The organism is Collinsella sp. OM08-14AT (genome assembly GCF_003438115.1).
Lineage (GTDB): Bacteria > Actinomycetota > Coriobacteriia > Coriobacteriales > Coriobacteriaceae > Collinsella.
This window is the reverse complement of sequence record NZ_QSTE01000001.1, coordinates 227,449-241,219: the sequence shown is the minus strand read 5'-3', so window position 1 is coordinate 241,219 and position 13,771 is coordinate 227,449. Positions and strand designations below refer to the sequence as shown.

The 13,771-nt window shown below is 62.1% G+C and carries 12 protein-coding genes and 2 tRNA genes; 5 read left to right on the top strand and 9 right to left on the bottom strand.

Translation table 11 applies throughout. The annotated features are described in order from the left end of the window. Positions 1 to 13: 13 nt before the first annotated feature. From cobI to cobM, 3 genes are read right to left on the bottom strand one after another with little or no spacing between them, the layout of a single operon-like run. Positions 14 to 703 carry a precorrin-2 C(20)-methyltransferase gene (gene cobI, locus DXC18_RS01065; RefSeq protein ID WP_117716078.1) on the bottom strand — a complete coding sequence of 230 codons (690 nt, stop codon included), beginning with the start codon at positions 701 to 703 and terminating at the stop codon, positions 14 to 16. Beyond that, positions 696 to 1,880 carry a cobalt-precorrin-5B (C(1))-methyltransferase CbiD gene (gene cbiD, locus DXC18_RS01060; protein WP_233508963.1) on the bottom strand — a complete coding sequence of 395 codons (1,185 nt, stop codon included), beginning with the start codon at positions 1,878 to 1,880 and terminating at the stop codon, positions 696 to 698. Before cbiD ends, cobI begins: the two co-directional genes overlap by 8 nt. 1 nt (position 1,881) lies before the next feature. After that, positions 1,882 to 2,673, bottom strand: a complete 792-nt coding sequence (gene cobM, locus DXC18_RS01055) for a precorrin-4 C(11)-methyltransferase (protein WP_117716077.1) — start codon at positions 2,671 to 2,673, stop codon at positions 1,882 to 1,884. A gap of 458 nt (positions 2,674 to 3,131) precedes the next feature. On the opposite strand from cobM, the gene DXC18_RS01050 reads away from it, so the two are divergent. The 5 genes from DXC18_RS01050 (at position 3,132) to DXC18_RS01030 (ending at position 8,676) form a co-directional block, all read left to right on the top strand. Then, positions 3,132 to 4,058, top strand: coding sequence for a sirohydrochlorin cobaltochelatase (locus DXC18_RS01050; protein WP_117716076.1), 927 nt, complete (start codon positions 3,132 to 3,134; stop codon positions 4,056 to 4,058). A 146-nt stretch (positions 4,059 to 4,204) separates the two neighbouring features. Further along, positions 4,205 to 4,738 carry a hypothetical protein gene (locus tag DXC18_RS01045; RefSeq protein ID WP_117716075.1) on the top strand — a complete coding sequence of 178 codons (534 nt, stop codon included), beginning with the start codon at positions 4,205 to 4,207 and terminating at the stop codon, positions 4,736 to 4,738. Between the two features lie 4 nt (positions 4,739 to 4,742). Further along, entirely contained in the window at positions 4,743 to 6,314 is a 1,572-nt protein-coding gene (locus DXC18_RS01040; RefSeq protein WP_147330247.1) for an ABC transporter substrate-binding protein, read from the top strand. A gap of 22 nt (positions 6,315 to 6,336) precedes the next feature. Then, the gene (locus DXC18_RS01035) at positions 6,337 to 7,359 is read left to right on the top strand and encodes an iron ABC transporter permease (protein WP_117716073.1); all 1,023 of its coding nucleotides are present in this window, start codon (positions 6,337 to 6,339) and stop codon (positions 7,357 to 7,359) included. Beyond that, positions 7,360 to 8,676: an ABC transporter ATP-binding protein gene (locus DXC18_RS01030; protein WP_117716072.1), complete on the top strand. Its 1,317-nt coding sequence runs from the start codon at positions 7,360 to 7,362 to the stop codon at positions 8,674 to 8,676. It begins immediately after the preceding gene. A gap of 111 nt (positions 8,677 to 8,787) precedes the next feature. On the opposite strand, the gene DXC18_RS01025 is transcribed toward DXC18_RS01030, so the two are convergent. The 6 genes from DXC18_RS01025 to DXC18_RS01000 form a co-directional block, all read right to left on the bottom strand. After that, positions 8,788 to 9,399, bottom strand: a complete 612-nt coding sequence (locus tag DXC18_RS01025) for a TetR/AcrR family transcriptional regulator (protein WP_158551920.1) — start codon at positions 9,397 to 9,399, stop codon at positions 8,788 to 8,790. 116 nt (positions 9,400 to 9,515) lie between these two features. Next, positions 9,516 to 10,823: a lysylphosphatidylglycerol synthase transmembrane domain-containing protein gene (locus DXC18_RS01020; protein WP_117716070.1), complete on the bottom strand. Its 1,308-nt coding sequence runs from the start codon at positions 10,821 to 10,823 to the stop codon at positions 9,516 to 9,518. A 150-nt stretch (positions 10,824 to 10,973) separates the two neighbouring features. Then, positions 10,974 to 11,050 (bottom strand) — tRNA-Glu (locus DXC18_RS01015). Positions 11,051 to 11,072: 22 nt separating this feature from the next. Then, positions 11,073 to 11,149: transfer RNA gene (locus tag DXC18_RS01010), tRNA-Glu, on the bottom strand. Positions 11,150 to 11,277: 128 nt separating this feature from the next. Beyond that, positions 11,278 to 12,672 carry a CCA tRNA nucleotidyltransferase gene (locus DXC18_RS01005; RefSeq protein ID WP_117635163.1) on the bottom strand — a complete coding sequence of 465 codons (1,395 nt, stop codon included), beginning with the start codon at positions 12,670 to 12,672 and terminating at the stop codon, positions 11,278 to 11,280. A gap of 164 nt (positions 12,673 to 12,836) precedes the next feature. Next, positions 12,837 to 13,769 carry a 1-phosphofructokinase family hexose kinase gene (locus tag DXC18_RS01000; protein ID WP_117635162.1) on the bottom strand — a complete coding sequence of 311 codons (933 nt, stop codon included), beginning with the start codon at positions 13,767 to 13,769 and terminating at the stop codon, positions 12,837 to 12,839. Positions 13,770 to 13,771 lie beyond the last annotated feature (2 nt).

The window sequence follows — 13,771 nt, the reverse complement described above, 5'->3', positions numbered from 1 at the left end:
AGGAAATCCTCATCTAGCGCACCACCATCGTCGAGAAGTAGCTGCCCCGATCGGGCACATCGTCGAGCGAGCGGTACACGCGCTCGCCCGGAAGCCCACAGTCCTCTACGAGCTCGGCACCGTCGAAGGCGCCCTCCTCGCGAAGGATGCGCTTCGTGTCCGCAAGCGAGCGGCGCGCCTTCATGACCACCTTCGTCCCCGGCCAGCCGATTGCGTGGCGCACGTCGTCGTAGCCGCCGGGCACGATGTGCAGAGGCGACGACATCTCGGGCGTGAGGTCGCGCTCGAGCGCCGCGGCGACCGCGCAGAAGCTCGGCACGCCGGGAATAGCGCACGCCTCGAACCCGCGGGCGCGCACGTCGGGCGCTATGCGCTGGAATGTGGCGTAGATGCTCGGGTCCCCCAGGTTCAGCAGCGCGACGTCGCGGACCGCATCCAGGTGCGCGACAAGCTCGCAAACAAGCGAGGCATGCTCGGCCGCGCGGCGCTCGGCGTCGCGCGTCATCGAGAATCGCACGGGGATCACCGTCTTGCCTGTAAGGTCGACGGCGCCGCGCACGATGTCAAGCGCGACCATGGCCCCGTCCGCCGTCTGCGGCGCGGCGATGACCGGACACGATTCGATTGTGCGGACGGCCTTGATCGTGAGCAGCTCAGGGTCGCCAGGCCCCGTGCCCACCCCGTACAGCACGCCTTTACTCATACGTCGCCCCCAATTCCCCGATAACTGCATCGGCGCCCGACGAGCGAAAAAGCTCGCGGCGCCCGGCGTCAAACACGACCGCGGCGATGTCGCATGCGCCCGCCGCGCGGCGGCGCAACCTGTCCTCGATTGCCGCAGCGAGCGAGGCGCGCGCAGCGTCCCCCACGCCGGCGGCCTCGATTACATCGAGCGCCGCCGTGGTCGTGACCGACGACATGATCTCGCACACGGTCTTCGCGCCCGCGCCGGCCAAGGCCGCGTGGGCGGCCAGAATCTCCGCGCGGCAGTCGGCGGTACGCGAATGGGTGTCCATGATGCCGCCCGCGACCTTCACCAGCTTACCGATGTGTCCCACAAGAAGGACATTGGTAAATCCCTCGCGAACGCAGCAATCAATCGCATCGCCCACAAAGTTGGAGATGAAGACCACCGGCGCACCGTTTAGGTGGAAATGCCCCGAGATGAACTGCCCGCCGTAGTTGCCGGGCGTGAGCACGACTCCGCGCCGCCCCATAGCCGCATGCTGCCGGATCTCGAGCTCGATGCTGTCGCGCAAGGCAGCGAGGCTGCGCGGCTCGACGATGCCCGTCGTGCCCAGGATGGAGATGCCGCCCTCTATCCCCAGGTGCGGGTTGAAGGTCTTTTCGGCAAGGGAAACGCCCTCGGGTACCGAAATCGTCACAGCAATATTTCCAGAAAAGCCGTGCGCGGCGCACACCTCGCGCACCGCCGAAGTGATCATCGCGCGCGGCGTCGCGTTGATGGCGGCCGCCCCCACCGGCTGCTCGAGCCCGGGCAACGTCACGCGCCCCACGCCCACGCCGCCATCGACGGAAACTTCCGATTCGCGCGCGGGCACACCCTTGCTGCCCGCAGCGCCCGTGCCCGACCCCGCATGTTCCACGCGCGCGTACACGAGCACGCCGTCGGTCACATCGGCATCGTCGCCTGCGTCCTTTCGCACGGCGCACTGGGCGCACCCCTCGCCGATGCATGCGTCGACCACGTTCGCCTCGACGGGCAGCCCGCCGGGGGTGACGATCGACACGCGGCCGACGGGCTTTCGTGACAAGAGCATCTCGCAGGCCGCCTTCGCCGCGAGCGCGGCGCAGCTCCCCGTCGTGTAGCCGCAGCGCAGGCGGGTTGTCCCGGTATATATGTAGTGCTCGAAGGCCACGCTAGCTGCTCGCCTTTCGATACCCCGTGGCAAACGAAGGGTCGTAAAGCTTGCTGCGCTCGTACGACTCCGCTTGCGCGCCGTTGTGCGCAAGCCCGCCGCGAGCTCCGAGCACGCGGCCCACCACCACGAGCGCCGTGCGGTCGATGCCCTCTCGCGCGCCCGCATCGGCGATCGTGCCCACTGTGCAGCGCACCACGCGCTCCTCAGGCCAGGTCGCCTTGTACACGAGCGCCGCCGGCTCGTCGGAGCTGCGGCCCGCGGCCAAAAGCTCGGCGGAAAGCTCGGCGAGCATACCCGAGCTCAGGAAGATGACCATAGTCGAGCCGCTTTCCGCCATGGTGCGCATGTCCTCGCCCGCGGGCATGGAGGTGCGCCCGGAAAGCCGCGTGATCACGACCGACTGGCTGATTCCCGGCAGCGTATATTCCTGGCGAAGCGCCGCCGCGGCACCGCAAAAGCTCGACACGCCGGGCACCACCTCGTAGTCCACGCCGCGCGCGTCGAGCGCGTCCATCTGCTCCTGGATGGCGCCGTACAGGCACGGGTCGCCCGTGTGCAGGCGCACCACTTCCTCGCCCCGCGCATCTGCCGCGCACATCACGTCGAGTACTTCCTCCAAGGTCATGTGCGCGCTGTCGTAGACGATGCAGGGTTCCTTGCACTCAGCGAGCAGCTCGGGATTCACAAGGCTTCCCGCCCAAACGACCACGTCGGCCGCGCGCAGAAGGCGCGCCCCGCGCAGCGTGATAAGGTCGGCGGCGCCCGAGCCTGCGCCAACGATATGAATCATCCGAGCCTTCCCTTCCCGTTTCTCATCGCAACCGTTTACGCCGCCATTCGCGCAGCGGGCAAAACACGGCGCCCGAAGCGGCAATCGGCGCAAATACGCAGGCAGGAGGCGCAATGCCGCCCGCCCTGGCTTTGACACGTTCACAAGTGCCCACTATCATAGTAAAAGATTCGGCAACGAGCATATGACAATCGGATAAAAGGAAATGACCGGCGCGGCGTCCGCACAGCCCGCGCTGGCTTGCGGAGGGAACCAGGTGGGAATCCTGGGCAAGGGACATTACTGTATAGGACGCGCGGGCGAACCGCCTCGCGCCCCAAGCCAGACTGCTTCGCCTTTTCCTCACGGCATCGCCGTGGCGTTAGCTCCTTGTGAACCCCGAGGGGTGCGCTTTTCTTTCGCTTGTGCCGACAAGCAACTGTCGCCGGGGGACCGGCAAACCGAGGAAAGGAAAAACCATGTCCGACCAGATGTCACGCCGCAGCTTCATGGGCGCCGCAGCAACCGGAGCCGTCGCGCTCGCCGGAATCACGCTCGCGGGCTGCTCCAGCACCTCCGCAAGTTCCGAGAAATCGAGCGAAAAGGAGAAGGCCGTGAAGCCGGTCATCCTCGTCACGAGCTTCGGCACGAGCTACAACGACTCGCGCCACATCACCATCGGCGCCATCGAAGACGCTATCCGCGAGAAGTACTGGCAGGACTACGACATCCGCCGCGCCTTCACCGCGCAGATCATCATCGACAAGCTGAAGAAGCGCGACGGCATCACGATCGACAACATGACCGAGGCGCTTGACCGCTGCGTGGAAGACGGCGTGAAGGAAATCGTCGTGCAGCCGACGCATCTCATGGCTGGCCTGGAATACGCCGACGTGAAAGACGAGCTCGACAAGTACGCCGACAAGTTCGACAAGATCTCGCTCGGCGACCCGCTGCTCACCTCCGACGACGACTACAAAAAGGTGGCCGCAGCCATTAAGGAGAACATGGCGTCCTTCGACGACGGCGAGACGGCGCTGTGCCTCATGGGCCACGGCACCGAAGCCGATTCCAACGCCGACTATGCCAAGATGCAGGAAGTGTTCAAGAACGAGGGTTTGACGCAGTTCTTCGTCGGCACCGTCGAGGCTGAACCGACCTGCGAGGATGTTATCGCCGCCGCGAGCGCCGCAGGCTACAAGAAGGCCGTGCTCGCGCCGTTCATGGTGGTCGCGGGCGACCACGCGAACAACGACATGGCAGACGAGACCGACCCCGACAGCTGGGCTGCGAAGTTCGTGGCCGCCGGCTTCGAAGTGACGTGCCTGCTCCAGGGTCTGGGACAGAACGTCGCGGTCGACGACATCTACGTCTCGCACGTGGACGACGCCATCGCCAAGCTGTAAACTCGCCGCGCACGGGGGCGCCGGTCGCGTCCCCGTGCAACGGGCATGCGCCTTTCCCCGACTGACGACGCATGCCCGTTGCATTCGCATCCCGACCGCCCACCGCACGGCACGGGCGGTCGAAGCGATTGAAAGGAACCCCCTCCATGTTGAAGAAAACCCTCGTCTTCGCCCTGTCGGCGGCGCTTTGCGCGTTCTCGCTCGCCGGCTGCGCCGGAAATTCAATCGACAGCGCAAAGGCAAGCGATGCCGATTCCCAGGAAAAGACCGAACAGGCGGCCGATGCGCCCGCGGGCGCAAGCGCTGCCCCCATCACCGCCGACAAGGTGGCCGACGGCACCTATCCAATCACCGTAGATTCCAGCTCGAACATGTTCAGGATCGTGGACGCCCAGCTCATCGTGGAAAACGGCTCCATGCACTGCGTGATGACGCTTTCCGGCACGGGCTACGGCAAGCTCTTCATGGGCACGGGCGACGAGGCTGCCGCCGCGAGCGAGGCCGACTTCATCCCCTATGTGGAAAACGCGGAAGGCAAGTACACCTACGACGTGCCCGTTGATGCGCTCGACGAGGACACCGCCTGTGCCGCGTGGAGTATTAGAAAAGAGCAGTGGTACGACCGCACACTTGTGTTCGAATCCGCCGGCGTCGATCTGCGCGCCGACGCACTGAAGTAACGCCATGCGGTCGATTCTTCCCAAGGGGGAAAACAGGAAGCTCCACAGCATCGCGGCGCGCGCGATCGCCTGCGTTCTCGTCGCCCTGCTCGCGCTTCCCTTCGCGGGGTGCAGTGCGAGCCCGAACGCGACCGGTGGCACGGCGGGCTCTCAGGAATACACGGTGAGCGTCTCGCTTTCCGGCGGGTCAGGGCGCGCAAGCATCGCCTCACCCACCACAATTGTGAAGGATGGCGACACCTACACCGCGACCATCACCTGGTCGAGTTCGAACTACGACAAGATGACCGTCGACGGCGTGGACTACGCGCCCGTAAACGACGGCGGCAACTCCACGTTCGAGATACCCGTCACGCTCGACGAGGACATCGCCGTGTCGGCTGAGACCGTCGCCATGTCGACGCCGCACACCATCGACTACACGCTCCACTTCGACTCATCCACCATGAAGGAGAAATCGGGCGACGATGCAAGCGGCGGCTCCCCTGCGGGAACGGCTTCAAGCGCCGCGGCCGACTTCCACAACGCCGATTTGGGCTGCGGCTGGGAGCCGACGGGAGCGCTTCAGCTTGAATACGCCGAGCACTTCACTGTCGACGAGTTCGAAGGCGGCCTGCGGCTTATCTGCGTTTCGAACGGGGAGCGCTTCCTCGTGGTGCCGCAAGATGCGAAGGTACCTGATGGGTTAAGCTCCGACATCGCGGTCATAAGGCGCCCCGCCGACAAGGTGTACCTCGTGTCGTCGGCGACGATGTGCCTGGTCGACGCGCTCGATGCGAACGACAATATCTTAATGTCGGGCACGAAAGCCGACGATTGCTCGGTCGCGGGCTTCAAAAGCGCGCTCGAAAGTGGGGCGATCGCCTACGGCGGCAAGTACAGCGCGCCCGACTACGAGCGAATATCGGCCTCGGGCTGCACGCTCGCCATCGAGAACACCATGATCAACCACTCGCCCGATGTGAAGGAAAAGCTGCAGAAGCTCGGGCTCGTCGTGCTCACCGAACAGTCGTCGAGCGAGCCCAAAGCACTCGGGCGCGTCGAGTGGATTAAGCTTTTCGGCGTCCTGTTCGACAAGGAAGACGAGGCCACGCACCTGTTCAACGAGCAGAAGGCCCGCGTCGAGCAAACGTCGGGGCTCGCGTCGTCAGGTAAAACCGTGGCGTATTTCTACATTAACTCGAACGGGGCCGCCGTCACGCGGCGGGCGGGCGACTACGTGGCGCAGATGATCGAGCTTGCAGGCGGCAGCTACGCGCTCGATGACGCGCAGACGGCGTCGACGTCAGGTTCGTCAGTAACGCTCGAAATGGAGCGCTTCTACGCGACAGCGAAGGATGCCGACATCATCGTCTACAACGGCACCATCGACGAATCGGTTGCCACCTTGAACGACTTCGTAGGCAAAAACGCGCTATTGTCGCAGTTCAAAGCCGTGAAGAACGGCAACGTCTGGGTCACAAGCGCCGACATGTACCAGCAGATGACTTCTACCGCCGACATTATCGACGAGCTGCACGGGGCGTTCACCGGCGATGACACGAGCGACTTCCATTATCTGAGGAAGCTCGGCTAGCACCATGAGAAGCCGACTTTCCATGGCATACGACGAATCGGGGCGCGCCGCGCGGTGTCGCGTCGTGACGGCGCTGCTCGCTGTTGCCCTCATCGTGCTCGTCGGGACCAACCTGTGCATCGGGAGCGTGCTCGTGCCCGCAGACCACATCCCCGGCATCCTTTCGGGCGGCGCGGCCAATTCCATGGAAAGCCAGGTCATCTGGGAGATTCGACTGCCGCGCGTACTTTCAGCCGTGCTTCTCGGCGGGGCACTTTCGCTCTCCGGGTTCCTGCTGCAGACGTTTTTCAACAACCCCATCGCCGACCCGTTCATCTTGGGCGTCTCCTCGGGCGCAAAGTTCGTCGTCGCGCTTACGATGATCGTACTTCTGGGCGCAAACCAGGCCATGTCCTCGCCGGCCATGGTGGCCGCAGCGTTTCTGGGCTCGCTTATCACCATCGGTTTCGTGCTCCTCATTGCACGGCGCATAAGTTCCATGGCCATGCTCATCGTGGCGGGCGTCATGGTGGGATACATCTGCTCGGCGGCGACGAACTTCCTCATCGCCTTCGCCGACGACCAGTCCATCGTGAACCTGCACAACTGGTCTTTGGGTAGCTTCTCGGGTTCGAGCTGGGACGACGTCGCGGTCATCACGGTCGTGGTGATCACCGTAAGCGCATGCGTATTCGCGATATCGAAGCCCCTTTCCGCCTTCCAGCTGGGAGAAGCCTACGCGAAAAGCGTCGGCGTGAACGTCGCACGCTTCCGCGTGGCGCTCGTCCTTCTAGCGAGCATGCTCTCCGCCTGCGTGACCGCGTTCGCTGGTCCGGTGTCGTTCGTAGGCATTGCGGTTCCGCATCTCGTGAAGTCGGCGCTAAAGTCGTCGAAGCCCATCCGCGTGATTCCTGCGTGCTTCTTGGGAGGCGCCATCTTCTGCGCGGGCTGCGATTTGATCGCGCGCACACTGTTCTCTCCCGTCGAACTTTCCATCAGCGCTGTCACCGCCATCTTCGGCGCGCCGGTGGTTATCGCGCTCATGTTGAAGAAGCGGGTGAGGTAGATGGGAGAATTCGCGCCGCGGCCCAAAACGCTCGGAGGGGACATTCCATGCTTAGACAGTCCTGAGCTCGCACGAAAGCGCCAGAAGGCACTTTCGGCTCGTGCGGAACTGCGCGAGGAACGCCTCCTCCGAGCGGAGCCGAACCTCGAAACTCCGGTCGAAACGCAGGCTGACGGAGCGCCGCTTTTCCGCATAAGCGACCTGTCGGCGGGCTACGACAAGAAGGTCGTAGTCGAAGGCGTCGATCTGGAGGTTCGCGCGGGCGATGTCGTGGCGCTCATCGGGCCGAACGGCTCGGGCAAGTCGACCATCTTGAAAACCATCACACGCCATCTGGCACCGCTTGCCGGCGCGGTCGAGCTCGACGGGCGGGAGATTTCCCGATGGAAGACGGCGGAGTTCGCAAGGAACCTTGCCGTTATGCTGACAGATCGCCCCCGGACCGAGCTCCTCACCTGCCGCGATATCGTAGAGGCGGGAAGACATCCCTACACCGGGCGAATGGGCGCACTCTCGCCCGACGACCATAGTCGGGTCGACGAGGCCATGAAAACCGCACATATGGAAGAGCTCGCCGAGTGCGACTTCATGCAGATAAGCGACGGGCAACGCCAGCGCGTCATGCTCGCACGCGCCATCGCACAGGATCCGCGTGTGCTCGTGCTCGACGAGCCCACGTCGTATCTCGATATCCGCTACCAGATCGACCTGCTGCGAATACTTCGCCACCTTGCGAAATCGCGGAATGTGGCTGTCATCATGTCCATCCACGAACTCGAGCTCGCGCAGAAAAGCGCCGACAAGGTGATTTGCGTGAAGGACGGCCGGGTCTTCCGCGCCGGCGCACCCGAGGACATATTCACGCGCGAGACGATTGGCGAGCTCTACGGCCTTCAACATGGCACCTTCAACGAGCGCTTCGGCAGCGTGGAAATTGGACGCCCGCACGGCGATGCGCACACGTTCGTCATCGCCGGCGCAGGTACGGGGTCGGCTGTGTTTCGCCAGCTCATCCGGCAGGGCAAGGCGTTCTACGCGGGCGTTCTGCACGAAGGGGACATCGACTGCGAGCTTGCGCGCGACCTAGCGGCGGAATGCGTGGCCGAGCGCGCCTTCGAGCCGATCGGGGATAAAACCATAGCCCGCGCCAAAGAGCTCCTCGTCCACTGCGCGCGTCTTATCGTGTGCCCCGCCGCCTTCGGCACCATAAACGCCCGCAACGTAGAGCTCGTCGAGTTCGCACGATCGCATGGTATCGAGGTCATGCAAGCGTGCGAAGGCGCATCGGAGGATTCCCAATTGGAGTGGGAAGGATAAACTGGACTTTCTTTTAAGGATCCTCAGGCTACAGCTCCTACGCGGCGAGGTCTACAAGGCGCCGGAGAACTTCATGAACAGGAATTTCCACGCCGACGAGCCCAATTAGGCCTAATCCAAGCGAGATTCCAGACTCGACAGGCCATTGAGAGTCAGGTCGTTGGCGACCTCAGAGACGCGCTCAATAGGAACCGAGCCGTCAGACAGCGCCCACGTGCGATAGATACCGATAATGCCTGACAGCAAAAACGCCAGATAGTAGTCGAACATCTCATCCTTAAGGCCTTGGGGCAGCAGATTGCGCTCGGCAATCTCGTGCTCGAGAGGTGCACGAAGACGAGCCATAAAATCATCGAGCGGAATGTTCTCGATCAGCTGACGATTGAGCACCAGGTTGTTGCATAACGCCTCGTTAACGGTTTTAAAGAAGGTCGCCGCCGCTCCCAGGGCGCGCTCGTTGGTGTCACCGTCCATGGAAGCAAGCGTTTTCTCGACCGAGTCGACAATCATCTCCACCACATCGACGGCAATGGCATCGAGCAGGCCGTCGACCGTACCAAAGTGAACGTAAAAGGTCTTGCGGTCGACATTGGCCTCGCGCGCGATGGCACTCACCGTAATGTCTGCCAGCGGCTTTTCCATGAGCAGGCGCTCGAAAGCGGAAAGGATGGCATTGCGGCTGCGAACGATGCGGCGATCAATACGCGGTTTGCTGGTGGCCATGGGCGTGTCCCTTCGATATGCGGGCATACATCAACAGATGAGAGATAATCTACGTAAGAGGATTATCCCCCATCCGGCACAAAAAAGCCCGGCAATATGAAGAACGCACGACTGCCCTACTGCGACTTAGGGTGCTTCTTCTTATTGAGTGCCGACGGAGATACGCGAATACCGTCGCCTGTCTGGCGCACATAGGCTTTATGAGCCGGCTTAGCGGTCCCAGAAGCCTTCTGAGCGTGCTTCTTGGGATCAACGGTAACAGCATTCGTGGGGTGCGGCTTAGTGGGCGCAGAGGGCGTCTGAGGCGTGCGGCCGAGTTTGCGCATCACGCGATCCCAGCGCGCATGGATGCTCTCGTTGTGGGCGCTCTTAAGGCCCAACAGGGGCGCAGCCAAAATGGTCGGCGCAATAAACGTAATGAGGCGCCACAGCAGATAGCCGGCGGTCGAAGCCGACCCAAAGAAATGACCCAAGAACAATGCAAAGCCGCCCTCAGCGCCACCAGTTCCACCGGGCAAGGGGACCGCAGAGCTCAACAGCTGGACAAAGGCGCTCGCGGCCATGACCGAGAAAAAGTCGACCTCGTGGTGGCCAAAGGCAAGCATCAGGAAATACGGCACGAGGTAGAAAAACGCGAGCTGCATCATGGTGATGACCACCGTGAGCAGCATGGACGAAAAGTGGCCGGCTGAAAGCTTGAACTTCTCGGAGAAAGAGTAGATTTCGCCGTCGACAAACGTACGCCAGTCCTCAATCTTGGTGGCCGAGACGCCCATTCGCTCGAGCCAATTGATAATGCAGTGCGCGACGCGCGTGACGGTCTTAGGCATGAGCGCGACGGCAAAGATGCCAAGCAGAATGCAGCAGTGACCGCCAAAGCTAAAGACGCACAGCAGCGTCATGTCGCCATAGCGCTCGGCGAAAAACGGCATTCGGGCAAGCAGCAGAATGGCGCCCCAGGCAACGAGGCCAAACTGATACACGATAAAGCGCGTGAACTGCGTGGCACCGGCCTCGCCGACATTTTGGCCTGCCTTGGTCAGGCGGTAAATCTGGGCGGGCGTAGAGCCCATCATCATGGGCGTCAGGTTGCCAAAGAAGATACCGCTCGCCTCGACCGAGATCAGGTCGCGAATGCCGACGGGCGAATAAGGGTCGAGCCAAACGGCGATCGCATAGGCCACAATGCCAAAGAACAGATACATGAACATGCAAAGACACGCGATAACGAGCCATGGCGCCTGGACGCTCGACATAGCGGCCCAGAACTGCCCCATCTGCCCGGTTACCACCAGATAGACGATATAACCCACCAGCACGACGCCGATAAAGATGGCGCCGCGGCGTGCGCTCTTATTGTCATCTCCGCCCGAGGCCTCAACCTCGACCTGGGGCTTAGACGTATGCTGAGAGGACTCCGTCATGAGACTCCTTCTAACAGTCAAAATATCTTGGTTATTGTACCCGTAAGGGCCATAGGCAGAACGCAAAGCTCTGGTTCAAACGGGAATTGCAGACGGTTGTTTGAAAATAAAAAACCCGGCCTTCCATGGGAAGACCGGGTATCAGATGCGTGGTAGCCCGTACCAGATTCGAACTGGTGATCTCCGCCTTGAGAGGGCGGCGTCCTAAACCGCTAGACGAACGGGCCATAGACCTCAGCAGAAAAGAAGTGGTAGCCCGTACCAGATTCGAACTGGTGATCTCCGCCTTGAGAGGGCGGCGTCCTAAACCGCTAGACGAACGGGCCACATGACATCTGCACTGCCGTGCTGCGAGGACATATATTACGGGACAAAAAACATCAGCGCAAGAAGAAATTCCAAATTGCCGAAAAAATTGTCGGCAGGTTATGGAACGCGCAGGTAAACTGGGTAGCTAATTCAAGTTGAGATGGACCAAAAGAGCTTCGCGCTCGTTGGAAATGTTGTCTTCGATCACGGCGTCGAGGGCGGAGTTGAGTAGCTGGCCTAGCTCGGGCCCCGGCTTCACACCGGCGCGGATCAGGTCGCCGCCGTTAATGGCGAGCATCTTGAGCGTATAGGGCTCCCCCGCCTTCAGCAGCTCGTGCGCCATCGCGCGCATCTCCTCAATCGTCTCGACGTAATAGAAGCACGACGGGGCCTTACCAAGTGTGTCAGCACGCTTAAGATCCATGAGCTCGTCCATCAGACGCGGCGTGTCGACGCCCTCGCCCGAAAGCGCGCGCATCATATTGAGCAGGCAGGAGCGCTCGGGGCGCAGCGGCTTGTCATGGTATTTGATGAGCAGGCACACATCGCGCACCAAATCGTGCGAGAGCGCCAGGCGATCCATAATGACGCGCGCCTTCTTGGCGCCGAGCTCGGGATGACCGTAGAAGTGGCCGCTGCCGGCGTGATCGACCGTAAAGCAATCGGGCTTGGAGACGTCATGCAAAAACGCTGCCCACATTAAGCTCGGCGAAGGCGCCACGCCATCGCACAGCGCCAGCTCCCCTGCCACCGTCAGCACGCGGGCGATATGTTCGTAGACGTTAAACGCATGATAGACACTGCGCTGGTCAAACCCACGAGCCGGCGCAAGCTCGGGCACGGCGGCGCAGATGAGCTCGGGGTAGCGCAGCATCGCGTCTCCCCCGTGGCCGGTCGATAGAATGCCCTCGAGCTCAATACCCACGCGCTCGCGCGCCACGGCATCGAGCAGCGGCGCGCACTCGGCAAGGGCGCACTTGGTCTCGGGCTCAATCACAAAGTCCAGGCGGCAGGCAAAACGCACCGCACGCAACATGCGCAGGGCATCCTCGTTAAAGCGGCGCTTGGGATCTCCGACGGCACGAATCAGCTTGCGGTCTAGGTCGCCCTGGCCATCGTAGCGGTCGACAAGGCCGCGCTCGGGATGCCACGCCATGGCATTGACGGTAAAGTCGCGGCGCGCCAGATCGTCCTCAAGCGAAGCGGCGCGCTCCACACTCTGAGGATGACGACCGTCGGTATAGAAGCCGTCCAGGCGATAGGTGGTGACCTCAATGCGCTCGCCATCGCAAATAGCCGTAATGCCGCCAAATTTAATGCCCGACTCAACTACCGCAATGCCGGCGGCCTCGAGTGCCGCCTTGGACTCCAGCCACAGGCCGCTGCAGCACATGTCGACATCGTGGCTGGGGCATCCCATCAGCGCATCACGTACCCAACCACCCACGTACCAAGCCTCAAGACCTGCTGCCTCAAGCGCACGCAGGACACGGATAGAGGCATCGGTCGGCTGCGTACCGTTGAGCGAAACATTGCACATGCCTATGGCCTCCTGCGACTATCAAATTGGCTATCGATTGCGTCTGCAAGAAGTCTAGCAAGAAACAGCCTCCACTGCACACGCAAGTCCGATAAACAAAAACGCATCCGTCCTGGTCTAAGACGGATGCGAAATAATTGAACTATTCAGGCAAGGTGCCAGAACTAGCAAACCTGACGGATTGCAATACCCTTCTGATACTCATCGACCTTGGCGAAGTCGCCCAGACCGGGGCACTCGACCACGTTAGCGCCGGTGGCCATCGAGAGACGCAGGGCGTCCTCGACGCGCTCCGGGGCGTCGTGCCACACGGACAGGAAGGCGGCCAGCGAAGAATCGCCGGCGCACACCGTCGACAGCAGCTTAACCTCAAAAGTACGGTTGGCAAACCAGATGTGCTCGCCGTTGGAGAAGTACGCACCGGCGCCGCCGAGCGTCAGCAGCACGTTCTTAGCGCCCTTGGCGTGCAGCTCGGCCATGGCACCCTTGACGGACTCATCGTCGCCGCCGCTTACCTTAATGCCAAAGATATCGAGCAGCTCGTCGTCATTGGGCTTAATGAGCAGCGGCTCCATGGCAATGAGGTCTGCCAGCTGATGGCTCGAGATATCGAGCACGAACTCGGCCCCCTTGGCCTTGACGCGGCGCAGGACCTCGGCCAGGAAGCCCTCGGAAGTGTTGGGAGGCAGCGAGCCGCTGATGACCAGGCAGGTCATGTCATCGAGCGAATCGATGAGCTCAAACATCTCCCGCTCGTTGGCCTCGTTGATGGCGGCACCGGCGTTGACCATGTTGTACTCGGTGTCGGGGCCGGCGTTGAGGAACACATTGACGCGCGTGATGCCGTCGGTCCACACGGGCTTGACGGGCACGCCCAGGGCCTCGGCGCCCTTAACGATAAACTCGCCCGAGAAACCGGCGAAAAAGCCCAGGATCGTGGTGTCGACGCCGTAGTGGTCGAGCGTAAACGAGACGTTGAGGCCCTTGCCGTTGGGCGTGTAGACGGCGTTGCGGGTACGCGTGACGGTGTTGGCAGCAAGACCGTCGCAGGTGATGTTGTAGTCAATGGCGGGATTTGCAGTGAGCGTGTAAATCATGA